Source organism: Rhodococcus sp. MPR-R1B, from assembly GCF_058793255.1.
In genome coordinates this window covers 19,176-43,860 of sequence record NZ_JBXAFO010000031.1, presented here as the reverse complement: position 1 = coordinate 43,860, position 24,685 = coordinate 19,176, and the positions used below count along the sequence as shown (strand labels likewise).

At 62.6% G+C, this 24,685-nt stretch carries 19 protein-coding genes and 2 pseudogenes; 10 read left to right on the top strand and 11 right to left on the bottom strand.

Annotated features, from left to right (window positions below):
- Positions 1–2: 2 nt before the first annotated feature.
- The 5 genes from AC1Q61_RS28400 to AC1Q61_RS28380 all read right to left on the bottom strand — a co-directional run bounded on the left by AC1Q61_RS28400 (position 3) and on the right by AC1Q61_RS28380 (position 5,348).
- Positions 3–464, bottom strand: a complete 462-nt coding sequence (locus AC1Q61_RS28400) for a recombinase family protein (protein ID WP_223304383.1) — start codon at positions 462–464, stop codon at positions 3–5.
- A 97-nt stretch (positions 465–561) separates the two neighbouring features.
- Complete coding sequence (locus AC1Q61_RS28395; protein WP_214514730.1) at positions 562–1,374, bottom strand: AAA family ATPase; 813 nt, start codon at positions 1,372–1,374, stop codon at positions 562–564.
- Positions 1,374–2,759, bottom strand: a complete 1,386-nt coding sequence (locus AC1Q61_RS28390) for a TnsB C-terminal domain-containing protein (protein ID WP_214514731.1) — start codon at positions 2,757–2,759, stop codon at positions 1,374–1,376. The genes AC1Q61_RS28395 and AC1Q61_RS28390 overlap by 1 nt, the downstream gene beginning before the upstream one ends.
- 7 nt (positions 2,760–2,766) lie before the next feature.
- Positions 2,767–3,363 (bottom strand): recombinase family protein, encoded by a 597-nt coding sequence (locus tag AC1Q61_RS28385; RefSeq protein ID WP_214514732.1) that lies wholly within the window; start codon positions 3,361–3,363, stop codon positions 2,767–2,769.
- 677 nt (positions 3,364–4,040) lie between these two features.
- On the bottom strand, positions 4,041–5,348 hold the full coding sequence (locus tag AC1Q61_RS28380) for an ISL3 family transposase (protein ID WP_299092052.1): 1,308 nt from the start codon (positions 5,346–5,348) through the stop codon (positions 4,041–4,043).
- A gap of 229 nt (positions 5,349–5,577) precedes the next feature.
- Here AC1Q61_RS28380 and AC1Q61_RS28375 point away from each other — a divergent pair, with 229 nt between their 5' ends.
- The 7 genes from AC1Q61_RS28375 (at position 5,578) to AC1Q61_RS28345 (ending at position 13,408) form a co-directional block, all read left to right on the top strand.
- Positions 5,578–6,435 (top strand): MurR/RpiR family transcriptional regulator, encoded by an 858-nt coding sequence (locus AC1Q61_RS28375; RefSeq protein ID WP_052671971.1) that lies wholly within the window; start codon positions 5,578–5,580, stop codon positions 6,433–6,435.
- A gap of 27 nt (positions 6,436–6,462) precedes the next feature.
- The gene (locus AC1Q61_RS28370; RefSeq protein ID WP_492651301.1) at positions 6,463–8,580 is read left to right on the top strand and encodes an outer membrane protein assembly factor BamB family protein; all 2,118 of its coding nucleotides are present in this window, start codon (positions 6,463–6,465) and stop codon (positions 8,578–8,580) included.
- On the top strand, positions 8,577–9,446 hold the full coding sequence (locus AC1Q61_RS28365) for a carbohydrate ABC transporter permease (RefSeq protein WP_045245719.1): 870 nt from the start codon (positions 8,577–8,579) through the stop codon (positions 9,444–9,446). Before AC1Q61_RS28370 ends, AC1Q61_RS28365 begins: the two co-directional genes overlap by 4 nt.
- 50 nt (positions 9,447–9,496) lie before the next feature.
- Positions 9,497–10,288, top strand: coding sequence for a carbohydrate ABC transporter permease (locus AC1Q61_RS28360; RefSeq protein WP_228179087.1), 792 nt, complete (start codon positions 9,497–9,499; stop codon positions 10,286–10,288).
- Between the two features lie 81 nt (positions 10,289–10,369).
- On the top strand, positions 10,370–11,659 hold the full coding sequence (locus AC1Q61_RS28355; protein WP_492651302.1) for an ABC transporter substrate-binding protein: 1,290 nt from the start codon (positions 10,370–10,372) through the stop codon (positions 11,657–11,659).
- A 20-nt stretch (positions 11,660–11,679) separates the two neighbouring features.
- Complete coding sequence (locus tag AC1Q61_RS28350) at positions 11,680–12,753, top strand: ABC transporter ATP-binding protein (RefSeq protein WP_045245710.1); 1,074 nt, start codon at positions 11,680–11,682, stop codon at positions 12,751–12,753.
- The gene (locus AC1Q61_RS28345; RefSeq protein WP_492651303.1) at positions 12,743–13,408 is read left to right on the top strand and encodes an HAD family hydrolase; all 666 of its coding nucleotides are present in this window, start codon (positions 12,743–12,745) and stop codon (positions 13,406–13,408) included. Before AC1Q61_RS28350 ends, AC1Q61_RS28345 begins: the two co-directional genes overlap by 11 nt.
- 488 nt (positions 13,409–13,896) lie before the next feature.
- Here AC1Q61_RS28345 and AC1Q61_RS28340 read toward each other — a convergent pair whose 3' ends face one another.
- The 5 genes and pseudogenes from AC1Q61_RS28340 to AC1Q61_RS28320 all read right to left on the bottom strand — a co-directional run bounded on the left by AC1Q61_RS28340 (position 13,897) and on the right by AC1Q61_RS28320 (position 19,613).
- A complete protein-coding gene (locus tag AC1Q61_RS28340) occupies positions 13,897–14,244 on the bottom strand; it encodes a DUF3024 domain-containing protein (RefSeq protein WP_075835926.1) in 348 nt (115 codons plus the stop codon).
- Between the two features lie 38 nt (positions 14,245–14,282).
- Positions 14,283–15,446: an IS30 family transposase gene (locus AC1Q61_RS28335; protein WP_075835631.1), complete on the bottom strand. Its 1,164-nt coding sequence runs from the start codon at positions 15,444–15,446 to the stop codon at positions 14,283–14,285.
- 68 nt (positions 15,447–15,514) lie between these two features.
- Positions 15,515–17,728, bottom strand: a pseudogene (locus AC1Q61_RS28330) (DEAD/DEAH box helicase); the annotation flags it as partial.
- Positions 17,729–17,987: 259 nt separating this feature from the next.
- Positions 17,988–18,167 (bottom strand): hypothetical protein, encoded by a 180-nt coding sequence (locus AC1Q61_RS28325; RefSeq protein ID WP_143542514.1) that lies wholly within the window; start codon positions 18,165–18,167, stop codon positions 17,988–17,990.
- A 765-nt stretch (positions 18,168–18,932) separates the two neighbouring features.
- On the bottom strand, positions 18,933–19,613 hold the full coding sequence (locus tag AC1Q61_RS28320) for an NUDIX hydrolase (protein WP_075835619.1): 681 nt from the start codon (positions 19,611–19,613) through the stop codon (positions 18,933–18,935).
- Between the two features lie 60 nt (positions 19,614–19,673).
- Here AC1Q61_RS28320 and AC1Q61_RS28315 point away from each other — a divergent pair.
- The 3 genes and pseudogenes from AC1Q61_RS28315 to AC1Q61_RS28305 form a co-directional block, all read left to right on the top strand.
- Positions 19,674–20,621, top strand: a pseudogene (locus AC1Q61_RS28315) (ADP-ribosylglycohydrolase family protein); the annotation flags it as partial.
- Between the two features lie 1,779 nt (positions 20,622–22,400).
- On the top strand, positions 22,401–22,958 hold the full coding sequence (locus AC1Q61_RS28310) for a DUF5067 domain-containing protein (protein ID WP_223304382.1): 558 nt from the start codon (positions 22,401–22,403) through the stop codon (positions 22,956–22,958).
- A gap of 35 nt (positions 22,959–22,993) precedes the next feature.
- Positions 22,994–23,188 carry a hypothetical protein gene (locus AC1Q61_RS28305; RefSeq protein ID WP_075835615.1) on the top strand — a complete coding sequence of 65 codons (195 nt, stop codon included), beginning with the start codon at positions 22,994–22,996 and terminating at the stop codon, positions 23,186–23,188.
- A gap of 91 nt (positions 23,189–23,279) precedes the next feature.
- On the opposite strand, the gene AC1Q61_RS28300 is transcribed toward AC1Q61_RS28305, so the two are convergent.
- Positions 23,280–24,470: a hypothetical protein gene (locus AC1Q61_RS28300; RefSeq protein ID WP_075835613.1), complete on the bottom strand. Its 1,191-nt coding sequence runs from the start codon at positions 24,468–24,470 to the stop codon at positions 23,280–23,282.
- Positions 24,471–24,685 lie beyond the last annotated feature (215 nt).

Below are 24,685 nucleotides of genomic sequence, written 5' to 3'. Positions count from 1 at the left end.
CGTCAGCAGGCGTGTCGTAACCCCATGTCCCTCACAGGAAACCGACGCGTATAGATAATCGCCACAATCAGCTCACGCTGAAGTTCCGCGAGTACCGACAGCATCCCGAACATCGCCCGACCTTCGGCGGTGGCGGTATCGATTCCCTGCTCGAGGACTTTCAACCCGATCCCCCGCCCACGCAGATCGGCACCGAGCGTGATCAGATGCAGAACCGACCGGCCCAGCCTGTCGAGGCGGGTGATCACCAGCGTGTCACCGTCGCGCATTCGCTGCAGAACAGCATCCAACTGTGGCCGTGACGCCTTCGCGCCGCCGGTGTGATCGACATGAATGTTCTCGACCTCGACGCCCGCCCGCGCCAACGCGTCGACTTGGTGAGCGGGATTCTGATCTGCACTGGAGACTCGTGCGTAACCGAACAACATCTGTCGAAAATACCCGACGTCAGGGTTATTCGACATAGTTTTACGACACGAGTTTCAGACAGGGATGAGCTGGGCGTACGTCGACTGTGGAGTTTGCCGCTCTTTGGCGGTTTTCTTTGATCGCTCCGTGTCGTTAGTTGCCGATGACGAGGATGCTGGCCGCAGCCTCAATGACGTCGTCCGTGATGGTGTCGAGCTGGTTGATCTTCAATACCCGGTTGATCTGAGGGAAAAGTCGCTCGAGAAGGCGGAAATTGCCGCGGGTGATGCGCTCGATGGCGGCAATCGCTTGCGCGTCGGTGAAGTCTTCCGGGTCGAGAGTCTTGCCGAGTCGTTTCCAGTGGCGATCGAGGACGAAGAGGAGTTCGTCGCGTCCGAGAGCGCGGTAATGGTGTGAGAATCCGAGGCGGCTGTAGAGCTGCGGGTAGTGGCGGAATCGCTCGTCGATGCCCGGCATGCCGATCAAGATCATCGCGAGGTGGGTGCGATCGTGCTGGTCGCGGAGCAGCTCGAGGGCGGTGGGGGTGAGCCGTTCCGCTTCGTCAACGATGAGGAGTTCCACAAGGCGGGTGACATCGTTCTGCCTGACCCTTTCCGACTCCGGCATGAGGGAGCGGAGGTGCTCGTCGGCGCAAATCCCAACTTTCACCTGCCAATGATCGATGTCGTGCATAAGGTCTTTAGGGCGGCAGAGCACTTCCGGTGTGTAGAAGACGGTGCGGGATCGGTTCGCGAGGGCGTAATGCTTCGCATCGTGATCACCCCTGGGACCCCATTCGTTGATGTAGGGCTCGAGCGCTTCCCAGTTCGCGTACCGACGGGCGGAGTTCGTCTTCCCGACGCCGGCAGCGCCGTGACAGATGCCGATGGTCTTTTCTTTCCGCACGGCGTTGGCGAACTCGGTGAAGCGTCGGTGTTCTTTGGTGACGATGAATGCCTGGTTCATCACTCGTCCTCTTCGTAGGTGCGCAGCTTCGGCCGCCGCTTTGTCGGTTCAGGGGCGCGAGGTTCCTCGCGGGTGGCAACGGTCGGGATGCGATCGTTGATCGCGCGGCGCAGTTGCTTGCGGCGGGCGCGACGAGCGGTTTCGATGTCGCGGAGACTGAGACGCAGGTTGGGGTGGGCCTCGTCGATTGCGGTGCAGATAAAATTGTCCCGGTCGTACACGCGGATCTCGGAGATGTCGCGGGGGTCGTACCGGATCGTGATGGTGTGCCCCACAAACGGAGCGAGCGTTGGGGCCAGGTAGCGCTGGCCTTGGAAGTGGATGCCGTCACGTTGCACCACTCGGTTCTTCGGAACAGTAAGGAGCAGTCCGTCGAGTTCTTGAAGACTGTCGGGCATTCGCGGCAGCCAACCGTCAGCGACCCAGGCGTCACGCGGTGAGATCCCCAACTCGCGATGGGTCCGGTCGTTATAGGTGCCGATGAATTCGCCGATCGCACGGTCGAGCCCGGCAAGGTCGAGGACGGGAGTTGGTGCCCGGCTACCCGGCCCGAGGTGGCCGGGGAGCGCGCTCACGAGTTCCGTGTTGACGGTGCCGAAGAACCGCTCGATCTTGCCGCGACCCTGTGGCCTGCCGACGGTCGAGTGGATGATCCTGATGTGCAGAGCTATAGCTGTTCGTTCGAGGTGGTGGCTGATGAAGTCGGAGCCGTGGTCGACGTGCAGGATGTCGGGGATGCCGCACATTGCCCATGTCGGGTCGGTTTTCCGCCAGATCGCCTGCCGGAGGGCGAGGGCGGTGTTAATAGCTGACGGGGCTCCGCTGAACACCATGTATCCGCAGATCGCACGGGAGTAGTCGTCCATCACGGTCGTCAGCCACGGTCGGTCAGGTTTTCCGTCAGCGCCGACGATGAGGATGTCGAGTTCAGTGTGGTCGGACTGCCACGTCTGGTTGGGGTGTTCCGCGCGGCGCCGGAAGACGAGCTCGTGCTTGTCTCGGTACGAGACTGGCCCCTCCAGCGCCAAAGTGACAAGTGCCGGATCGAGGGCCTGGACGATTTGCCTCACTGTCGCATAGCTCGGCGGCGGCAGCTCACGCGCCTGAGCATCGGTGATGGCGAGACGATGCAGCGTGGCGAGACTCGGGCGCGGCCGACTGAGCGCCAGTCGTTCGATGAACGCGACCGTCTCTGCTGAGGTTCGTCGGGCACCTTTGTCTATACGCGCATGAGCGTCAAGTGATGCGATGCCGCCTGCGCGGTAGAGCTGGTGCCAGCGCTGCAGAGTTCGAGCGGAGATCCCGGTTTCCCGGGCAAGGACCGCGAGCGGAATCTGGTCTTCGACATGCAGCCGAAGAACACGCCACCGCTCGGCCGCGTCCACAAGTCACCTACACAGTGGAGCTTTCGCGGGCCGCTAAGGCCTGCTGATGCCGGTACAAAGTGGCACGACTCCACCCGACGAGCTTTGCCGCATCCTCCGCGGTCCGGCCCTTCGCCCGGGCCTCGGTTACGAGCTTGAGTTTGTCGGCTACGACCGCGGGATCGGACAAGGGCCTACCAAACTTGGTGCCGCTATTTCGGGCGGCGGTGATTCCTGCGTTCACACGCTCGGTGATCAGCTCGCGTTCGTACTCGGCCAAGGTGGCGAGCATGTTCAGCATCAGCCGGCCCGACGTTGTCGACGGGTCGATCCCGTCCGAGATGCTCTTCACTTGGATGTCCTGCTCTCGGAGCAGCTTCACCGTGTTGAGTACATCGATGAGGGACCGGCCGAGGCGATCGACCCTCCACACCACGACGGTGTCTCCGGGCTGGGCGTACTCGAGCAGCTTCTTTATCCCAGGACGTGAAATAGCGGTCCGACTGCCCGAGGTGACGTCAGCAAAAATGTCCCGCTCCTGCACGCCCGACTTGACCAGGGCGTCGACCTGCAACTTCGCGTCTTGGCTTCTTGTGCTGACCCGCGTATACCCGAGATATCTCACCCGGCCATTCTGCCTCAGAAACTGCTAGAAGTGGCGCGTGAAAGACATTTCACGGTAAGACATCTTTCCAAGACAAATGGCGCCCCGGAAATCCGCCACCTCCTACAGAGGCGCGCAAGAGGTAACTCGTGTCTCGAAAAGCTTTAGATTCCCGAGGCAGAGTGTCGGCCGGAAAAGTCGCCTTGCGCTTAGCGTGGCTGAAGGCGACCAATTTCGACGCTGAGTCAGGGTTCGCATCACGGAAGTTGTGCACCCTGACATTTAGGGCTTCCACACGTACGCCCATACGGTCAGACGCGCGGAGATCGCTACGATCACGGCGACGTCGGTAAGGGCCAGCCAGATATCGCTCGCGAACTTGCCGTCGTGATCATGCGACCGACCGCGCTGACTTTGACGAAACCGCTCAACCAACTGTGCAGCGTGTCGATCAGCACAAAGGTGTTTAGAAGGAACGTCAGCTGGAAGAGGATCAAGAATGAAATGCCCTGGGCGCTCGGTTCCGGGGTCTCGGTGTGTTGGGCGTGGCTGCGTTTTCGGAGCCCAGGACGGCTGCCTGGCCCCTCGGTACGGTGATCTTCACGGCCGGGTGACCAAAGATTTTGAATGTTCCTGCGCGACTACTGGCAACTCTGCGTTGGGATGATCAGAGGGGTGTCTCTGGAGTTTCTGGCTCTTCACGAACGAGGGTGTAGTTGGGGTCTGAAGCCTCCGGCTTCGAGTAGTGATCTGGCGACATAGTTCGTGAGGTTGCGGAAGCCGAGTGCGGAGCCGCGGAGGTGCTCGAGCCGCCCGTTGATGGCCTCGGTCGGGCCGTTGCTGGTGCCGGGGCGGTCGAAGAACGCGAGCACGTCCGCGGCGCGCTGTTTGAGGGTGCGGCCGAGTCGGCGGATCTCGACCAGCGCTGCGGGAACGCCGGTGGTGACGGAGTCGATCACGGCCTGCATCATGTGCTTGCCTTTGTTCCTGTCGGGCTCGCGGTATGCGGCGATCATGCGCTGATAGATGCCCCAGGTCGCTTCGACCTCGACGTGCTCTTCGACCGCGAACAGCGCCGCCAGTCGGCTCCTCTGCCGGTCGGTGAGCAGCTTGTCGCCGGTGTGGAGGGTGCGGCGGGCCTGGTAGAGCGGGTCGCCCTTCATCCCGCGTCTGCCGAACAGGTCCTGCTGGACGCGGCGGCGGCAGACATCCAGCGCGTCGCCGGCGAGACGGACGACATGGAACGGGTCCATCACGGGGACCGCGTCGGGCAGTTCTTCGGCGGTGGCGGTCTTGAACCCGGTGAACCCGTCCATCGCGACCACCTCGATCCGCTTCGACCACTCGGCTGGGCGCTCAGCGAGCCACTGCTTGAACACGGCCTTCGAGCGGCCCTCCACCATGTCCAGCAGCCTCGCCGGCCCGGTCTTGTTGCGGGCCGGGGTCAGGTCGATGATCACGGTGACGTACTTGTCGCCGAACCGGGTGTGGCGCCAGACATGCTCGTCGACCCCGAGCGTGGTGACACCATCGAACCGTGCCGGGTCGTCGATCAGTCGCCGCCTGCCTTCGCCGAGCACGGCATCGTTCGCGGCGCTCCAGGACACGCCGAGCCCGCCCGCGACCCGGGTCACGGTGAGGTGGTCGACGACGATGCCCTTCAGCGCCCACGCCAGGCCGCCACGGGAGATCTTCGCTCGCGGCGCCGCCGCCCGTGTCATGTCCTGCCGCCAGGTCCGCCGGCAGTGATCGCACCGGTAGCGACGCACCCGCACCAGCAGCGTGGTGGGCCGGTGTCCGAACGGTTCATGCGCGAGTCGACGGGTGACGCTGTCACGGGCGACGCCTTCAGCACCGCACTTGCGACACCACGGATCCGGCTCCGTCAGACGGCACTCGATCGTCGCCAGGTTCGGCTCGATCAGCTGGCCGACGGCCACGAGCCCGAGCTCGTCGAGACGGCAGAACGTGGTCAAGTCGGGGGTCGCAAAAGTAGGGTGGAGCACGTCGAGGTCTTTCGGGATGGTGAGCGTGAAGAACTTCCATCCTCCGGGAGACCTCGACCCCTACCCAGCCAGCGACGCGCTCAACCCACTACACCCTCGTTCGTGAAGAGCCGAGTTTCTTTCCATGAACAGCGAGTATCTGGAAAGTTCATCCGCCGTTTGATTGGGTGTCACTGACCGGTCACGCGCGATTCTTAGCGTGAGCACCATGAATAGACAGCCTGAGACAGTGTCGAGGCTCTGGCGCTCTGATGAGCAGCCGATCCTCGAGCAGATCCGTCGCGATTCGGCTGCGTTTTCGCCATCCGAGGCGCAGATCGCGCGAGTGGTGCGTGCTGACCCTCATTCGGTTATGACCTATTCGGTGACCGAACTGGCTCAGGTCTCTAGCACGTCCGTCGGCTCGGTAGTGCGGTTCTGCCAGCGCTTCGGCCTGCACGGATTTCAGGAATTCAAGCTGCTTCTCTCCCGCGAGACCGTCCTTCCCCAGCGCCCGGCCGCGACACACGACGACGATCCGGTTACCGCGACCGTGTTGGGGACCTTGCGCGAGAGTAGTGCTGCGCTTGAGGATGCTGCGGCGCATCTTGACCCGAGCACAGTCGTAGCTATTGTCACTGCGCTGGTGAAGGCACGTCGCGTGCGCTTCGCCGCGGTGGGCACTTCGGCCCCGCTCGCTTCAGACGCTGCCTACCGTTTCACGACACTTGGGCTCGACGCCGCGTTCACCCCTGACTTCATTGCCCAAGAGGTGATCGCCCGCGGCCTTGATGAGCGCGACGTCTGTTTCGTGATCAGCCACACGGGGTCAACGACGTCGACGCTGGACGTCGCCCGCACGGCCGTCAGGTCAAAGGCGGTCGTTGTCGGAATCACCAGCTTCCTCAGCTCACCGTTGGCTGAGTTCGCTGACCTCTTGCTCGTCGCGGGTAGCTCGGAGACACGCTATCGGGTCGAGGCCATGACTAGTCGAATCGTCCACCTGTCACTGATCGACGCCATTTACAGCGTCCTGGCTATGCAGCTCGAAGGCGCGCCCGAAGCGCGCGCCGCATCCGAGGCAGTCGTTAACTCTCACCGCATCTAACGGCCGAGAGACGCAGAGAGGGAAATTATGCAAGGCACCGTACTAAGTGATGCAGGCTCACCGATGCCAGGAGTCGTCGTCAGCGACGGCTTACGGGTCACTCGCACCGACGAGGATGGGCGATTTCGGATTGACCAGGTCCGCGGACCCGTGTTCATTACCCGGCCGGCTGGATGGCGGGTCGACCGATGGTACGTCGGCGCAAGCGCGATCGACCCGGTATTCACCCTCAGCCCAGCTCCGGTGCAGCTGCCCGTCCGTTTTGCACATCTCACAGACACCCACCTCGGCACGGGAGCCGGCTATCCCCAACCGGCCGAAATCGGGACCGGCGAACGCCTGTCGCAGGCCTTCCGCGAGATCGCCGCGGCTCATCCGGGACTCGAGGCCTTCGTCGTCACGGGAGACCTGACCGACCGTGGTCTGCCCGAAGAATTCGCAGCTTTCGTCGCTGCGACCGCAACGACCGAGTTGGCTGTCTACGCGATCCCGGGAAACCACGACCATCTCGTTCCGGATCCGACGGATCTGGTTAGCCGCAACGGCTATGCCATCCATTCCGGGGAGCCCAGGCATTACGAAGACTACCTGGGGCCCAGGTGGTATTCGTTTGATCTACCTGGCCTCCACGTCGTTGCCGTGGACTGGTTCACGCATGAACTCGGTCTAGACCACGAGACCCAGGACACCTGGCTACGCGCCGACCTTGAGATGCTCGCGACCGGGACTCCGTGGATCATGCTCTGTCACGACCAGCCGTGGCGCTCCATTCTCGACGGGCTGCCCAGTGCCCCGATCGCGACGTTCTCCGGCCACCGGCACACCTCCCGGGTCGTCGCGAGCGGCCCCACGCTGCACGTGAACACCCCTCCGGCCATGTTCGGCGGTGTAGACAACTCTCCGGCCACATATCGCATCGTTGTGTGGGACGGCGAGCGGATCACCACAGGGTCACACCAAACCTATCCTCCACAATCCGACACCCGTTCAGGTTGGGCCCGCACCACACAGGCACTCTGGAGCACATCGACCCCGGCGATTGGACAGCGCACACCTTTCATCGTTGCTGACGGTCGGGTGCTCGTACCGCTCGCGCTCGATGATGAGGCCCGCGGCGCGCTGGCCGCATACGACGCCTGCTCGGGAAAGCCCCTGTGGCAGGCCAGTCTTGACGCTCCGCTGCGTAGCGCGCCCGCGGGTGCCGGGACCGCGGCTATCATCAGCTCGACTGTGTCTGGAACGACGTGGGCGCACGACCCGAGCACGGGTGAGATGTTGTGGCAGCGGCCGACATCGGACCCGCTTCGGCGCTTTGGCTTCTACCCACCGACACTCGTCGACGGACTCGTTTTGGTTGGCGACCAGGCTGCACTCCGAGCCCTCGACCAGAGCACAGGCGAGATCGTGTGGGAGCGATCGGACATCGCCGCGTATCAGATCTGCATCACCCTCAGCGCCCCGGTAGTCGACCGATCGGGAGCGAACGGCAGCCTGACGACGGTGCTCTGGGCGGGGTTTCCCGAGCCGAGCACGCCCGTACGACTTGACCCGAAAACGGGCGAGACGATCGCGAACTCTAACGAGGTGGTGGCTGAAGGCTTGTTCGATGTCTTGACGAGCGGCGCCGGCCTGCCGATACGCACCCCCAGCGTTGACCCTGCAACGGGCGACCTGATCGCCACTGGACTGACGAATGTCTTCCGGCGTTCGGCGTCCGGTTCCGCAATACGCTGGTCGTACCCGACCTCAGTGCCGTGGAACCCTGTCGGGGTCAATCTCGGCAGCCACGGCGTGTTAGTCGTCGACGCCGGCGGCGCTGTCGCGATGCTCGACCCCGTCTCGGGCGAGCAGCTTTGGCGCACGGAAATTGCGGCCGACTCCGACGAGTGCTTCCTGACCTACCGGCGCAGTCCTCATCCGCTCTTCGCCCAGGCGACCACGGTGGGCGACCGGCTGCTGATCCCGGCGCTCGACGGTGACATCGTCACGCTAGACGCGCGCACGGGTGACGAGCTGGGCCGCTTCGCCACCGGAGTTCCGATCCTGGCTCCGCTGGTCGTGCACGACGGCACGGCCGTCGCGCTGCATCGTGACGGTCTTCTCGCGGCCTACCCGCTCGCCACGCTCGCGGGGGAACGCTTGTGAGGGGCATACGAATCGGCGGCTGGGCGCTTGCCCTGCCAGCGCTGATCCTGATCGGGCTCTTTCTGCTACTGCCCGGCGTTCTTGCGCTCGTGGGAAGCCTGTTCCAAATCGACCTCGGCGACCGAACTGTGTGGCGCTGGGCTGGGCTGCAGAACTACACGGCTCTCTTCTCCGACCCCGCGGTTGTCGAGTCGATCTGGAATACCGTGCTGTATTCAGCGATGACGATCATCCCGAGCCTGGTCCTCGGACTGGGCCTGGCCCTTCTGGTTGCCTCGTTTCGGCGGGCCAGGCCACTTCTTCAGGTGCTCCTATTCCTGCCCTTCGCCACCAACATGGTCGCGATGGCCGTGGTGTTCCGCTGGATTTTCGCTAACCGTGGCGGTTTTGTAAACGAGGCACTTGCGCTGGTCGGCCTAGCCCCGATCAACTTTCTTGGTGACTCCAGGTACGCGTTGATCACCGTGGCACTGGTTGGAATCTGGCGGCTGACGTCGTTTGTCATGATTTTCTATTTGGCAGGCTTGACGAGCATCCCGACGGCGCTCTACGAGGCATCCGCCGCCGATGGCCTCGGCCCGTGGTCGACGTTTCGTCGCGTAACACTGCCCCTGCTTCGACCGACGACCGTGTTTGCAACAGTCATGGCCGTTCTGCAGGCGGTGCAGGTGTTCGACACAGTCAACGTCCTCACCGGCGGGGGACCGCTCGGGGCTACGGAAACCATCCTGACCATGACCTGGCGACTCGGCTTTGTCTACTTCGACCTCGGTCAAGCGGCTGCAGTGTCAACACTGCTACTGGTCGTTCTCGTGCTCATTGGCGTGCTTCGCCGTCGAGCCTTCCTCGGAGACAAGGAACTCTAATGCGCACCACACACCGCACCCGACGTTTGATAGGCAGGAGCATTCAGATTGTGGCGGTCACCGTATTCGCCGCGATCTCGGTATTTCCCGTCGTCTGGATGTTTCGCATGTCGGTCTCTCCTGCCGACGAGGCCGTGCTCGATGGCTTGCAGCTGCTTCCCGAATCCCTAGACCTCGGCAACTTCACCCGCGCTTGGGACCAAGCGAACCTGGGCCAAGCCATGCTCAACGGCGCACTCGTCACCCTTGGCATCCTGGCCGCACAGCTCGTGACGGTCATACCCGCGGCATACGCCTTTGCCAAGCTGCGCTTCCGTGGCCGCGATGCTGCCTTCGCGATCGTGCTCGCGTGCCTCCTGATCCCCACCCAGGCCATCGCGCTTCCGCTCTATCTCGGAATCGGCTCGGTGGGGCTCGCAAACACCTTCGCCGCCCTCGTCCTGCCCTTCACAACGAGCGCCATCGGGATCTTCATGCTCAGGCAATACATGGTCACGATCCCCGACGCACTGCTCGAGGCCGCGAAGGCCGACGGCCTCGGCGTGTTCTCCACCCTGCTGCGTGTCGTCGTCCCGACGTCGATGCCATCGATCGCGGCCTTCTCGGTGCTGTCGATTTTTACGCACTGGAACGACTATCTGTGGCCCTTGTTGGTAGCGCGCGACAGCTCGCTCTACACACCTCCTCTCGCACTATCAGTGTTCCAACAGGCCGAGACAGGCACCTCCTACGGCGAACTTGCCGCGGCAGCCCTGCTCGTGACCCTGCCGATAGTGGTGCTGTTCATCGTGGCCCAACGCAAGTTCGTCAGCGGCATAGCCGGCGGCGAACTCCCGGGCTGACGTCCAACGCCTCGCAAATACCTCCCGTTATCCACCTCCTCACCACCTCTTCATTCCTCCGCACAGATTGTGAGTATCCCCATGCCCGTACCCAGAAGAGCTCTCGCCTTTGGCGCTGGCCTCATTGCCTCCACACTCGCCCTGACCGGCTGCTCGGCCGCCCAGGAGACCGCTCCGAGCGCGCAGGTCGACGTCAGCTCCTGCGATCCGAGCGGCGTCACCATTTCCGCCCAATACGCCAGCCAAGGTCAAGTCGCCGCCGAGCTTGGCAAGGAGACGCTGGAGAAGAAGTACTCAGGCCTAACCGTCAACCTCAAGGCTGCTCCCGAGGGCACCAGCTACGACGAACTCACGCAGCAGGTCGTCGCTGACATCGCCGCTGGATCCCGTCCCGACGTGATCATGCTTGGCCTGGACCAACTCAAATTCTGGGTGGAGAAATACAGCCCACAGGCGATTGACACTGATTCGCTCCGCGACAGTTACGACCGGGACTATCTCAGCGTCGGCACGGTCGACGGTACGACTTACCTCGCTCCTTTCCAGATCTCGGTGCCCGTGCTCTACACGAACACCACCCTCGCCGAGTCCGCTGGCATCGACGCACTGCCGACCACCCACTCTGAAGTCCTCGAGGACGCGCGTGCCATCCAGGAAAAGACGGACGTCTCCACCCCGATCCAGATCCCTCGTGACAACATCGCCGGGTGGTTTGTCCAGGCCTTCGTCGGCAGTGGTGGCGGCACGTTCGTAAACAAGGACGGCACCGCGGGCTTCGACAGCGAGGAAGGGCGGGCAGCGCTCAAGATTTATCAGACCATCGGCGACGAAAAGCTCGAAGACCAGGTGAGCTGGCAAGACTCGATCGCCCAGTTCACGCAGGGAAACGTGGCCTACTTCTTTGCCACGCCCGCCGTGGGCGCGAGCGTGGCTGCCAGCATCGGCGACTCGTTCGACTGGACTATCTCGGACATGCCGATCCCTGACGGCGGCACCGCGAAGCTCCCCGCGGGTGGTAACGGCTGGATGGTGCTCTCCGACGATGCCTGCCGGGCTGCGTTCAGCAACGAGCTGATCGGCGCCATGCTCGACCCTGAGGTCATCCTGACGAGCTCGCTGGCCAATAGCTACATCCCGGTCGACACCGAGGCCAAAGCCGAACTGCTCCAGCGCCCCGAGGCCGACGGCCCGCTCGGCTACGCCTGGCGATACGAGGGCACCCCGGTTGCCGGATCTGGCTGGGCTGGCGAAAACATTGGACGCACCAACCAGTACCTGCAGGACATGGTGCAGTCGATGGTCGACCAGGGCGAAGACGTCAACGACGTCGTTCCCAGCACCGCCGATCGCATCAGCGCACTCACGAAGTAAACAAACAAAGGAGCACGAACATGTCTGCTGAGGTTTCCCTTCGCCATCTAGTCAAACAATTCGGCGGCGTAACCGCGGTCAACGACGTCTCAATCGAGGTCGCCGCCGGTGAATCCCTCGTCATCCTCGGGCCCTCTGGATCGGGGAAGTCCACCCTGCTTCGCATTGTGGCTGGACTCGAGGCGCTTGACTCCGGCGACGTGCTAATCGGAGGGAAACCCCAGCAGAATCTCCCGCCCCACGAACGCGATGTAGCCATCGTCTTCCAGCACTTCGCGCTCTACCCCCACATGAGCGCGCTCGAGAACATCACCCTCGGCCTTCGGCACGGCCTGGGTCTGGATCGTGCCGCGGCGCGTCAGCGAGGTCTGGAGTTCGCGAAGCGGATGGATATCGAGGATCTACTCGACCGTAAACCCCGGCAAATGTCGGGGGGCCAGCGGCAGCGAGTCGCCCTCGCCCGAGCTCTCGCCCGGCAGGCTCGCTTGGTGCTACTCGACGAGCCCCTGTCCGGGCTCGATGCCCAGCTGCACATCGCGCTGCGCCAGGAAATCGCCGATCTGATGCGGACGACGGGGGCGACGTCGATCCACGTCACGCATGACCAGAGCGATGCCATGGCCTTGGCCGACCGGATTGCCGTGATCAACAAGGGATGCTTCGAGCAGATTGGCACGCCCGATGAAATCTATAACGAGCCGGCGACGGTGTTCGTTGCGGGCTTCATAGGGTCTCCTCCGATGAATCTTCTCCCTGGAACGGCAGTCGATGGCGGCTACCGCACTATCTTCGGTGACGTTGAGGAGCGCACCACCGCCCGAGAGGTGAGGGTCGGAGTGCGTCCGGAGCACGTGCGAATCGACAGCACGGGCCGGTACCATGCGACTGCCATTGTGCACACCACTATCTTCGAAGGTTCCACCCGGATCCTGGAGGTCACGGTCGGCGATGTCAGACTCGCAGTCCGTACCGACCAGAGCGTGCGCGTGCGTCGAGGCGACTCCGTGTCGCTGAGCTTCGGCGACGAGGACGCGCAGCTCTTCGACGCTGAGACCGGCCGCCGCATCGAGCGATCGCTATCGCGTGTCCGCTGAGTCCGGAGGCGGCCTGCTCTGGGACCTCGACGGGACCCTGATCGACAGCGAGCAACGATGGGCGGCCGTCTGCTGGGAGATCGCTGAGGAATCGGGTATTAAAGAGTGGAGGCCGTCACCGGTGGATATCTCCGGTCGTGCTATCCCGATGCTGGCAGGCATGCTGAGGGAACGCGGAGCGGCAGGCACGCTAGGCTCGCTCACCTCGGCACTTACTGAACGGATGCGAACCCTGAATCGCCAGGACGGAGTCCTGTGGCGGCCTGGGGCTCTAGAAATGCTCGAGACTGCGCACCAGAATGGCGTCCGGCAGGCTCTGGTGACGATGTCGCTCGAGATGAATGTCATCGACATCCTGGAACAGCTACCACGACCCTATTTCGCTCAAATCGTGACGGCGAACATGGTGACCAGGCACAAGCCAGCCCCCGATCCGTACGTGCTCGCCCTCAAACGGCTGGATCTGCCCACATCCGGCTCGGTCGCCATCGAGGATTCTCCCGCCGGGCTGCGCAGCGCCTGCGATGCGGGTTTGAACGTGATAGCTGTACCCTGCTCTGGCGCGATCGCGCCGAGTGACGACTACCAAATCTGGGAAACGCTTGCCGCGCGCGGCCTGCCCGACCTCGTGGCCGCGGGACTCGCCGTAGGCTGAGTAGCCACAGCGGAAGCAGATTCCAACATCGGCCCTGCTTTGCTCCACCAGTTCCCGTCGTGCTGAAGAGATGCCTGCTCGTAAATCGACCTTCGGTCGTTCATGTCGTTCGAATTCCAAAAGCAGTGTCAGCGTTCGTCTCGAACTAATTTATCAAGATAGATGATTCTCGGCGCTCGACGCGCTCGCCCGCGAATCATCACCGAAAGCCCAATACGCAATGCCCGAAGCCTCATGCACAGCGGACAGACAGCGGCCGAGGTCTTACGCAGCCTCGGAAGATTCAGAGCGACGTTCTATCGCCCGGCGCCTTGGCTGGGACTTCTGCCGGGTTCAGTCGCGGTTGATGACTCCCTGGTAGCCGATGACGCCAAATAGCGATCACAGAACGCCGCCAATTATTGTTCAAGTCCACATACGTCGACTCAGGACGGTGTCGAAAAACGATCTTGGTCTCAATAGGTCAACGCATCACCGAGGATAACGGATCAACCCCAGAAGATCGGATCCCCACCGCTTTCGATGTGATCGAGCAAATCCTGAACGTGAGGGCTCGGATCCAAGAACTGGTAGCGGTGAAATTTGAGGTTCCGGTCCCGCCAATACAGAGTCCACAGCCCGGTTTTCTTCGTGTAATACAGGCGGGCGATCGGGAATCGCGTCCATTCCGGGCCGAAGTCCTCACGCCACGGCGGCCGGCATTCGCAGATCGTGACATGGCGCGGCGCGATGTCGCATTCGACCCGAATCTCATGACGCAGACGATCGGGAACTCTACTGGCGCAGTACTTCACGATACGGGCGACATCGAGTTCGGGGAGTCCGGTGGCAGCCATGACCATCATCATGCCAACCGCCGTTATGGCCAGCTTTGCTATCCAACTGCGGAGGAACCGAGCACCTGGTCTTCTCGTTGTCGTGGACTGTCCCAGTCGAGCACCCGACGAGGCCGATCGTTGAGTCTCGCCGCGATCGAATTCAGGCCCTCCTGGCTGAAAGTGCGCAGGTCAGCGTTCTTGCGCAGGTACTGGCGCAGGAGCCCGTTCGTATTTTCGTTCGTCCCTCGTTGCCACGGATGATGCGGGGCGCAAAAGTAGACGGGCAGGTCGAGTGCTGCGGTGATGCGCTCGTGCGCGGCCATTTCCAGTCCCCGATCCCACGTCAACGACCGACGCAGATGCGCAGGCAACCGGCCCAGATAGGCAATCAAGGCGTCCGCAACCGTCTCGGCCCGGTACCCGTCCGGCAATGCCACCACATGGGTGACGCGTGATTGCCGATCCACCAAAGTCGCGACCGCCGACGGGCGGGTGCCGAACACGAGATCACCTTCCAGATGTCCGGGCTCGCTACGAGCATCCGCTGCTGGGCTGCGGTGATCGATGGGGACCCTGTTCCGTATCTGCCCGCGCCCGTGGGAGCGTTTCTTCCCACGAGGCCGGCGGATCCGCCGATCAGTACGCAGTTCGTGAAATTTTGTGTCGTCGAATACTTGTCGCGACGGTATATACAGGCAACGGTAAATCGTCTCGTGCGAAACCCACATCTGCGGATCGGACGGATACTCGCGCCGGAGCCAGGCGGAGATCTGCTGCGGTGACCACTGCTCACTCAGCTTCCCTGTGACAACCTCCCGCAGAAAATGCCTGGTAGAGAGAGTCGAGATTTGAGGGCGGCGTGCGCGGACATACGCTGCGGCATCCGCCGGGGTCGCCCGATAGTGTTCGCGGCCGCCGTTGCGGGCGATCTCCCGTGCGATCGTGGACGGGGATCTTCCGAGTTTGTCGGCGATCGTCCGAGCGCTGTCACCGGCGGCGATCCCACGGGAAATCTCTTCACGCTCCCCGGCCGTGAGATGCGATGCTCGCCGACGACGTGGGAGCGGCCGGATACCGCCGGATTTACGCAGGAACCGGCCGATCTGAGGGACACTCTCCCCGAGGACCCGCCCGGTCGCACTCAGCGAATCACCGCGACGCCACATCTCCCAGATCGTGTTCTCTTGATCCATAGTGAACCCGAGCGCCTTGTTGCCCATCCATGCCTCCACGATCACGCATCATGTCACCAGTAGTGATGCGTTGACGTGTTGAGACCAAGTCCGGCTTCGCGGCGGGTGAGACGGCCGCCGGCGCGGGCAAAGGCATCTTTGAAGAACGCGGCAATATAGTGCGGCTGGAGTTTGCGGGCGCGGGCCTCGTCCATCTCGCGGCGTAACCGTTCGAGCTCGTGCGGGTCGAGGCTCTCGCGGGCGAGGGCACGCTCGTCGAGGAGGTCGGAGAGTCCGCGGGCGACCTCGGCGTCGATGATCTGGTTGAGTTTGTCGAGCTGGGCGGGGTCGTCGCCGTAGCGGACGGCATCCATCAACAACCCGCGTAGCGGCTGGTCGGCGAACGCGTCTCCGAGGACATCGAAGAGTCGTCCACCGTAGGCGCGGCGCTGGGTTTCCATTTTCTCGAGGAGTCGGGTGAATACCTGGCCCTCGCGGGTGCCTGCGGCGACGAGGTTCCACAGTCGACAGGTGTGCTTTTGCCCGATGCGGTGAATGCGGCCGAAGCGTTGCTCGATACGGTTCGGGTTCCACGGCAGGTCGTAGTTGATCATCAGGTGCGCAGCCTGCAAGTTCAAGCCTTCACCGGCAGCGTCGGTGGCGACAAGAACCTGGGTGGTGGGGTTGTGGGTGAACTGCTCACGGATACCGCGGCGCTCCTCACGGCGGGTACCGCCATGGATGGTCACCACCGCGTCGGGCCGGCCGAGGATGTTGCGGATCTGCTCGGTCAGGTAGAAGAGGGTGTCCTTGTGTTCGGTGAACACGATCAGCTTCCGCGGTGCGCCTTGTGGGTCGCGCAACAGGTCTGCGTCCAAGAGCAGAGATCGCAGTTCCGCCCATTTCCGGTCCTCACCGGAGTCGCGAACCTGCTCTGCGAGTGCGACGAGTTTCTGAAGTTGGGCGATTTCGACGTCGAGTTCGGCAACAGTGCGGGCAGCAGTCGCCGCATCGACGACCTGTTCCTCGAGGTCCTCGAGTTCGTGGGAGTCGAGTTCGTCGGGGTCGGCGAGCCTGGCCCCGAGTGTGGTGTCATCGAGCAGCCGCGGTTGCGGGGTGAGCATGTCACGACGTTTGCTCTCGAGTCGGTCGCGGCGTCGCTGCAGTGATCGCACGATCGCATGAGTCGAGGACGCAAGGCGACGCTGGAGCACGGTGAGGGCGAATCCGACTGTGCGGGCCCGGGGGTTGTCGTTGCCGAGTTGGCCGGCCTTGTTCATTTCTTCCCGCACATACCGCGTCACTTCTTCGTAGAGGTGCTGTTCCCCGTCGGAGAGGGTGTAAGGAACGGTTTCGGCGATCCGCTCGGGGAACAACGGTTTGCCTTCGAAAGTGAGCAGTTCTTCCTTGACCACCCGCCGCATCAACCCGGAAGTGTCGGTTGTGTGCGCCCCTTCCCGGTATTCGCCCTCGAACCTGTCCGGGTCCACCAAGGCCATGAAAGCCTGAAAGCTGGCTTCGTTGCCCGAGTGTGGGGTGGCGGTCATCAGCAGGAGATGGCGGGTGATCTCACCGAGCTTTTGACCGAGTTGGTAGCGGCGGGTCGTGTCGAGCTGTCCGCCCCACCAACTCGCCGACATCCGGTGCGCCTCGTCGACGACGATAAGATCCCATTCGCTCGAGTCGAGCAACACGAGTAGGTCATCGTTGCGGGCGAGTTGATCCATCCGGGCAATCAGGATCGGGTGCCGGTCGAACGGATTGGTATCCACGCAGGAAGCGATCAACTCCCGAGACAGCAACTCGGCCGCGATTCCGAACTTCGTCGCAAGCTCGTCCTGCCATTGCTCGACCAGTGAGCCGGGTGCGACGATCAGCATTCGGGACAGGTCTCCGCGGAGCATCAGCTCTTTCGCATACAGCCCGGCCATCACGGTCTTTCCTGCGCCGGGATCATCGGCCAGGACAAACCGCAGAGGTGTTCGTGGCAGCAGTTCCCCGTAGACCGCTCGGATCTGATGCGGCAACGGATCCACAGCGCTCGATGCGACGGCGACCATCGGATCGTGCAGACCGGCCATCCGGATCCGCAGGGCCTCGGTGGCAACCCGGAAGTCGGCAGGGTCGGCGTCGAAACCCCACCGCGCTTGGGGGGTCGCGATCCGCAGGCGCTCCTCGTCGAGCCGGTACAGCACCTGCTGTCCGAGGCCGCCCGAGGCGTCTTTGAAGGTCACGGTCACTGCCTCGGTGCCGTACCGATCCACGGCCACGATCGTCACCGGCTCCGAAGCAACGCCGATCAACATCACACCTGACTGGAGGTCCTCCAGACGAGCCGGAACACCGTCAGAAGAACTATCTGCCACGCACCTCACCTTTCGTCAACGAGCAATCGGTTCATCGTGTCACCCTGAACCGACACGTCGACAACGAAATAGTCAATCCGGCTTGCGCGGTATTTGTGTCGGCGACGCCGGCGATGCCCGGTCCGCACCGCCCAACATGCGCCTTTGCTATTGACCAGGGGTGTCCACTCTGTACTTAATCAAGCTGCGAAGGACGACGGAATCGACTACTCGAGAACGATCTTTACCGACGGTTCCCAGGGAGTCCGCCACGTGAGACTCCGCGGAAGGCGCTCTGACGCTGCTTCGATATGTCACTGACGACCTCCTGGCCGAACTTCACCATTGCGTCGTTTCCCACGAACCCCTGGCTTGCCAACTCCGCGCGCAGCGCTTCGGCAATCGACCTCGGCAGATTCTTCATATACCGATCCACGATCCCGGGGATCCACTGCCGCATTTCACGGATTGATGCGCGAGTGGCTGCTTCGCCGAGTCCTGCAAGAACGACGTTGCGCAGCACAGCGACATTCGCGCTTGGCCCCTGAGAACTGGTCTTTCGGGCGTCCCGGGAAACGTTTGCCTCCCTGCCTGAATCGTTGTTCCTCGATGCACGTTTTTGAGATCTGCGACGTTCGAGGGCGAGCGCCTCTTCCATTTTCTTCGCCTCAGCCAGACGAGCGGGACGCGTCGCGTTCCACTCCCTCCGTGCGGACTTATAGCAGGACCGGCACAGTTCCAAGACCCAGTCGGAGACTCCCCCGCAACGGACACAAGTACGTAGAACTGCCATGACTAAATCCTAGGTTGCGGGTTGGAATCAGATTTCAAGGGCGCAGCTAGCCTGCGCTGGGCGATTACGTTCACCGTCCGGCGTGGCCCGGTCGGAAATCTATGGAAATGGCCGAAACACAGTTAGTCCAGTCTCACAATTAATGGGTCGTTCGAGCTGACATAAGGGCGGTTCTCGGACGCCTGCCGTCGACAAGCCGGCTGGTATTTTTTCGGGCTGGTCGTCGACCAAGGTGGAGAAGACCCCACAACCCAAGCAGGCTCCGGCGATGTCGTCGTCTGATCGCGTCGCAACATTCAAATTGCAGGAAGCCCAGGCGTTGCCGCCTCAGACACGCCAAAGGTCCCGGTCAGCAGTGCCTACTCAAGATTGGAGAACCTGAGGCAACGGATGCTGCTACCCGGTCAGTAACACCGACGCTTGCGCTGGCAGTCGACCCTCGTCTTTCCTGCGGAACATCTCAGCAGGCCGACCGTTACCCGGGTTCGACATCTCCCCCGTGCTCTCGAGCGCCTCGATGACATGGCGCCGGAACGCGTCCTTCTGTAACTCACGATCGAAGATCACCTCGTAGAGTTGACGCAGTTCCAGCACGGTGAACGAGTCCCCCAGCAGACCAGCGGGGTCGACCTGCGCCGCATACCGCGTTCGCAAGTCCTCAACCGCCAGCCGCACCATATCGGCATGGTCGAACGCCAACTCCTGATCCACCGTCCCACCCGACACGATCACCAGGATCGCGTCGGCAGGAAGGTCCGCGGCAGGCACGACGGCGGTGTGGGCCATCGATAGGACCCAGCCCCGGTCGTCGCGGGCGAGATCATCGAACATCGCCAGCTGGTGAAACTGTGTACCGACCAGGCCCGCTTTGGTGCGCAGCGCCCGTTCCGCTGCGTCGGTGAGTAGTTCGCCCTCGTGCAAGAAAGTTCCGGGCAACGCCAAACCCCGACGGCGATGCTCGACCACCAACACCTGTAGTGCGCCGCCGGAGTACGTCAACACTGCAACATCCACCGCCACCGAGGGGCGCGCGTAGTCCTCAAGAGTCTTGCCTTTCGTGTCTGTCCATTCATTCACTCTTGCATATTATCTCAAATCTGATCTATGCTTAGCGCAAAATTGATCAAAGGAGACGTAGTGGAGCTGAACACACAGCAGTCCGATCGCGCAGCAGGAGTTCTGCTTGCTACCGCCGCCGGTGACGCACTCGGTGCCGGCTACGAATTCGCCCACCTGAGCGCGGACACTGCCATCGGGATGACCGGCGGCGGGTCGTTGAATTGGGCACCGGGTGAATGGACCGATGACACGGCCATGGCAATAGCCATTGCCGAAGTCGCCGCCACCGGCACGGATATCGGTCACGGCGCCGGTCTGGATGGCGTTGCAGCACAGTTCGTTCGGTGGTTCGAATCGAACCCGGCGGGCATCGGCAAGCAGACCCGCGCAGTGCTCTCACAGCGTCCCGGCAGCGCCGACGCCATGACTGCCCGCGCCCAGGCAATTACCGGACGCAAAGGCGGAAACGGCTCACTGATGCGCACCGCACCCGTAGCGCTCGCCTACCTCGACAATCCAGAGCAATGCATCGACGCTGCCGCTCGAATCGCATCGCTCACCCACGACGACGAACGCGCCGTCCAGGCCTGCCAGCTGTGGACGTACGCGATCCGCCACGCTGTTCTGCACGGCACCTTCGACGGGGTCCGCGGCTACCTGTCCATCGCCCCGGCCGACGTCGCCGAGTTCTGGGGACCGCTGCTCGATCAGGCCGAACACGGCTCCCCCGAAGATTTCGCGAACAACGGCTGGGTGGTACACGCCCTGCAGACTGCCTGGTGGGCGATCACCACCACCGACGCCGGCGACGCCCGCCACCTCCAACTCGCACTCGAAGCCGCGGTCCGCGCCGGCGGCGACACCGACACCACCGCCGCGATCGCCGGTGGCCTGCTCGGTGCCCGGTGGGGCTCATCCGCAGTGCCGGCGCGCTGGCGCCGAATCCTGCACGGCTGGCCCGGATACACCGCGACCGATCTGGTGCGCCTGGCCGTCAAGACCGTCAACGGCGGCGCCGATGTCGACGGCATTGACAGGCGACCTGATGAAGAGGGGCAGAACAGCTCGGATGCTCTGGAGATCGCATCATCCACAACCCTTGTCGAGGTGACACCTGGTGTCGCAGTGGTGTTCGGTGAAGTCCCCGAAGGCCTTGAACTCATCAGCCTTGATCTGGTGCCGTCATTCGACCGAACGCAACTCTTTACTGCTCTGTGCTCGCTCGGCAACGTGGGCACGGTAGTTGGAAACATTGCGGAGGCTGCATCAAGCGTGCAGGGCCTATTTCGGGTCAACGATGCGACGTTGTCTCTGCTGAAGGGCGGCGGGCAGATGGCCGGAAAAGACGGCGCCAAACTCGGAGCGATCCTCCAGAATGGCAAGGTGGTCGCACAGGCACGCTTTATCCCCGTGTCGATGACGGCCGCAACGGCCATCGCAGCGATCGGCCCGGCCGTGGCCATGATCGCGCTCCAGATGCAGCTCGGCGAGATTTCGGGTCTCGCCCGCACCAACATCGCGCTCACCACACAGACACTCAAGACCATCCGAAACGAGCAGTGGGCCAAACTCGAGGGACTCGCGGAGGCCGTCGATGAGGCACTCCAGGAGGCTCACGAACTCGACACCATCACGGACTCTGTCTGGGAGCCCATCGCTCCCAGCGGTCCACTGATCCGCAAAGAGATGAACCAATACCGAAAGAACGTGGACGGACACATTCAGGAAATCCGGAAACTGGACGGGCGTGCGCTCCGCCACTACCTCGAATCCAACGCCGAGGCGATCGTCTTCGACACTCATGCGCTATTCAGTTCCCTGAAGACATACGCCGATTACCAGGCGATCCGTGCTGCGCTCGCCCGAACCCGAAGCACCAACAACGAGAGCGAAGCGCAGCTCGCCGACCTGATCGCGCGGGACTTACCCGCCGAGATCGACGAGTCTCTCCGCGAGATCAGGCAACTCACGGCATCACTCGTGCGTGAGTTGCGGATCATCGCCGAACTCCCTGACCGAGCTACGGCTCCGCTCACGCGAAAGCGCAAGGATACGAAGGCATCCCAACTTACGTGCAAGCAACTCCTCGACGCCATCGAACCCCTGGCCAACAAGCTCCATCCGGCAATCGAGATACCTGCCGTACCAGAGACCGTATGCGCGCCCGAGGGCCTTGATCTTGACCCGTACCTGCGTGTCCTTCGGTGGTTCCTCGAGGACGGCGAGACGCTTCGCAGCGTCGCGTTCCCCTACGAGGCAGGACCTCACAACCTCACTGGAGTCGTACCAGCAATCCTTGCCAAACGAGTTGACGCCACCTGGGACGCACTGGCTCCAGGCAAGGCTGGCGCAGTGGTCGAGAAACTCACTTCGAGCACCTTCATGGCTGTAACTAACCGCCGGATCGTCACCGCCACCCCGAAAACCCTTCTGCGGCGCGGCGAACTCGGCTCGATCTATTCGCTGGATGAGGTTAGGTACGTGCGCCCACGTTCGAATCATGTTGCGGGCGTACGCCCAACCATCGGCATAGCCACGGACCGTCGCGACGTCCAGTGGATGTTCCCGACCGAGGCCGACCCCGAGCACATAGACAACCTGGCTGCGGTGATCTCAGACGGAGCATCAGTCACAACCCGGACTCCAGCAGCGATCGACGAGTCTGCCGCACGAGGCACCACCGTCGGTTCCTGAACTCGGCGACACAGCGGAAACCTTCTGGCCGACGAGGAGTCGGGTCGCACAGGAGGTTTGGACCGCTGCTCGGTTTCTGATCATTGCTCGACATTGACCAAAGGACACCACATGCACTACATCAGCAAGCTCTCTCTCACCATCGCGACCGTCGGCATCGCGGTTAGCGGTCTCGTCGGCTGCAGCTCGGCAGGATCGACTGCCGCACCGCAGGCGGGCTCGACAGCCGCCGTCAACGCGCCGGCCGCAGCTCCCGCCGAGGCGTCGTTCGAGGACAACGTCCTCACCACGAAGGACGTCACGATCAAGATCACCGACGTGAAGACGATTCCAGTAGGTGAGAAGGGCAACGAGCACGGCAAGGAGCCCGTCATCGCATTCTGGTACGACACGACGAACGTCTCCGGCAAGGAGACGGATCCTATGACGGCATGGATATTCCTCTTCGCCGCGTACCAGGACAACGACCCCAACGCTGAGAACAAGCTTGGTGTCGGTTCACTGCCGGACGCTGCTTTCCTCGATTCGCAGACAAGCAAGATCAAGAAGGGCGGCACTGTCACTAACGCGGTCGCATACGAGCTGTCCGACACGACAACCCCTGTGAAGTTGGTTGCCTCCACGATCCTTCAGGACGAGATCGGATCGATGACCTTCGAGCTCAAGTAGGCACCAAGAGACCCGCACGAGGAAGAGCTGCCAGGATGATTGCCTGGCAGCTCTTCACTATTGATGAGCCCGGAAAGCTCTACGACGCGAACGCGCTGTACCTGAACGTGCTTCGCAATGTACTGATTCGCCTTGTTCAAGCGGACTGGTGCATGCCCGGTGGACCGACCGGATTCTTCTACGAGATGTTCCGCAATCTCGCAGGGTTGCCTGCAAAATGCAGTCTTTGACCCGATATATGGGGCGGTTATCGGACTTGACGGGACTACGAAAGAGTCCCCTTGACATCGCCCCGCCAACGACGTTGCTGCTAGTGATCATCTAGTTGTCGTTGATTCGTGGGTTGCTTCGGGCATCGAGGTAGTGCGCCCAGTCGCGGCGAGCGTAGTCGGCCCACCGACTGACGGAATGGATATGCAACCCGAGCAGGTCGGCGACCACCGGTGCAGGTAGATCTTCGGTGAGAGTACGGAGAGCGGAGTTGCGGCTGATCCTGACCGGGATATCGAGGTCGGTCATCGCGACCCCCACCGGGCGGGCATGACGAGCCGTCCCGGGCACGGTGCGGCTGGGAAACAAGAACGGCGAACCAGTCTTTGTAGCCAGAGGATGGGCGATGGCGGTTTCTACCAGTTCGTTGACCAATGTTGCGACCGGCGGTGGCAACCTGACCGGGTTGCGAGCGAAGACGATGTTGGTTTCATCATCTTGTTGCTCGACGGCGCTGGCGGTGAGTGCGAGGATTCGGATGAGAGGGATCCCGTACAGCAGCACCAGAAGTCCGGCGACACGCAGCGGCAGTTCGATAGTGGCGTCGGTGAGAAGTCGTCGGATTCTTCGTGCGTGTTCGTGTGCTTCCGCGACGTCGGTGGGGAATGCCGATTGCCTCCTCGACACGGCGGCGTCACCGATGATGTCTCGTTGTCGTAGCCAGAGGACGAAACCGGTGATCCTATAGGTTCGGTGCCCGTTGATGGAGGTCCAGCGGTCGAGTTGGTGCTGGTTCAGATCGGCTATCGCGAGGTCGTTCTCATCGAGCCATTCCAGTAGGTGAACTGCTCCCCAGATGATGGCTCGGTCACTTTGCGCGCTGGAGTCGGTGTAGCTGCGGCGGACGGCGCGGCGGCGAGCACGGCGCAGCACACTCCATTGTGCGTACGGCCGGATCAGCGCCGCGTGTTCTGCGGTCAGCGTTCCCGTCAGATGGTGGAGCCATTGTTCGAGTCGGCCCAACGGCTCGATTCGAGGCGGGAGGACATCAGCGTGGACGAGGACCGCACGAAGGTAATGCAACGCAGTGGACGGGGGGTGGGCGTCGAGGTCGGCATGCACGATCGGGTGCTCTACTCGTGCGATGTGTTGCAGCAGTGCAATGGTTTTCGGGTGGTCGAGCCATCGCAGAGTCGAGTCGGGACGTCGCTCCTCGGCAGCGAGGTACACGATGAACGGCAGTATCTGGGAGCAGATGTATCCGTGTTCATCCGCCAGCAGTGTTGCTGCCCGGCGCCGCACCGAGCACCGTAAGCAGGTTCGGGCGTAGTGCTGTAGGCCGGGCTGATCGCACGTCGTGCAGCGATAGTCGATCGAGGAGCCTGCGCACGGTCCGCAGACCGCGCGGCCTGTGAGGTCATTTGCGGTGAGGACCCCGATGCGTGAACACGTGGCGCACGGATCCGGGTGAATGAGAGCCTGGCGGTAGCAGGCCCGGCACACCGGCCCTTTCGGCC